Annotated in this window: 2 protein-coding genes; both read left to right on the plus strand. The window is 36.2% G+C overall.

From position 1 onward, the window contains the following. Positions 1–108 precede the first annotated feature (108 nt). On the plus strand, positions 109–972 hold the full coding sequence (locus ACIFO6_RS24275) for a hypothetical protein (protein ID WP_430044635.1): 864 nt from the start codon (positions 109–111) through the stop codon (positions 970–972). A gap of 109 nt (positions 973–1,081) precedes the next feature. Next, complete coding sequence (locus ACIFO6_RS24280; RefSeq protein WP_430044637.1) at positions 1,082–1,588, plus strand: hypothetical protein; 507 nt, start codon at positions 1,082–1,084, stop codon at positions 1,586–1,588. Positions 1,589–1,768: the final 180 nt, after the last annotated feature.

Genomic DNA, 1,768 nt, shown 5'->3' on the forward strand with positions numbered 1-1,768 from the left:
TCAAATATAGCGACGAAGCGTTTAAAATTCCACTATTTTATGTATGTTATTGGGTATTTCTTTTAATAGGGATTGAGTAAAATAAAATCTATTTCGGAGGGAATTAATATGAAGAAGAAAATTGCTATTATAACTATGTCATTGGCCTTTTGCTTTGGGAGCGCGGCCTCGGCTGCCCCAACGTTAGAAAATAACATACCTACTAATAATCCTTTATCAGTAAGTGAAAATGATAATGTACAGGTTGGTTCTAAGATCGAGGCAAATCAAGATAGCTTTGATAAGGATTCACTTAGTCCAGAAGCATTAAAGGCTGTGAATGAATATTTTAACGATTTTAAAAAACCACAGATTAACAGTCTGGGAGTAAATGAGTCTCTAGTTGATTACAAAATTGTATCGGCTGATAATTCTGACCCAGACGATATCAATGTTTCCGTTAAGTTAACTTATGGGGATATAGGTGAATTACCAGCAGCACCCTATAATATTGAAAAGGAGGGAGGTAATTATATAGTCAAACAACCTAAAGGCTTGGTATATGATATTGCACCTACTAGTTCAACATATGGAAAAGTAGAAACGGGAGTATTTGTGGAGCCTTCTAAGGCTTTACAAGGTAATGTTCAACTAGCTGTGAGAAATCTGACTTATTATTCGGAGAATCATGGAATGAATTTAAGTCAGATCGGAAATTTCTTTGGAAACTACAGAAATCAGGTTACATTTAATGGGAGTCAGTCAATCGTAGACTCGGATGTACAAGCTATAAGAGTAGTTTATGGTGTAGGCACATATAAAGATGGCGCACTTGTTAAATTGGGAGTCAGTTCATCTGTTAATGGTGAGGGGTCTTACAATAAATATGTTCAAGTACCTTCGGGCAGTGGTAGATTAGCATTTGCTGACACCCGCGAGAGTAGGGGAAATGGTCTTATTCATTTAGAAGGAAATGTGTTAGAAAATGAATAAGACTATTCTGGAATAATAAATAAGGTAGAGTTCACAAAATTTGAACTCTACCTTATTTATTCGAAGAAGAATTTGTGGTAAAATTTACAACAAAGGAGGTTTTTTTCAATTGAAGATTGTACTACGAAAGAAGTTGGCCTGCTTGGTTGTCTTAGGAGGAATTTTGACTGTAATTGCTACAGGTTTTGGAGGAGATAAGGAGCCTCATAAACTTCCAGATAAGCCAAAAGAGGCTGCTGTTTCGACATTTTCAGAATATATGGACGCTTCGATGAGTCGTGATTATGATAAGATGCTCTTACTGTCTGATGATTATCGCTTTAAAACAGACCGGGCACGACTTAATTTTCTAAAAGCTCAAGGAACACCGATAGACTATCGTATCATTTCTGTAAATGACGCAGACCCTTCTAAGATTGTCGTTTCATCGATAACGAAGTATGAGGATATGGAGTTACCTCCCATTAAGTATATTATTGCCTTTGAGGAAGGAACGTACAAGTTGAAAATGAGGAATGTCGTGGTCAATATGATTCCCTCATCACCTGACTATAAAACAGTCGAGTACGAGCCTGATAAGGTAGACGATAATTTAGAAGATAATTTTAATGATTAAGGATCTTATAGAAGACAAAAGGCGAAGGGAGTTATCCTTCGCCTTTTGTTACACTCATTTATACAACGAATATATATAAGGAAAGAAGTATTGAACTCATATCTACAGGCGAGGAAGTGAGTGATAATTTATGATAGGAGAAGCTATATTACATCATCATAGCTGCTTCTCGGGATCTTT

The sequence above is a fragment of the Paenibacillus sp. NRS-1781 genome (assembly GCF_050467745.1).
GTDB lineage: Bacteria > Bacillota > Bacilli > Paenibacillales > Paenibacillaceae > Paenibacillus > Paenibacillus terrae_A.

Coding starts and splice junctions, on each gene's coding strand:
- ACIFO6_RS24275 (WP_430044635.1), top strand. CDS start 109: ATGAAGAAGAAAATTGCTATTATAACTATGTCATTGGCCTTTTGCTTT.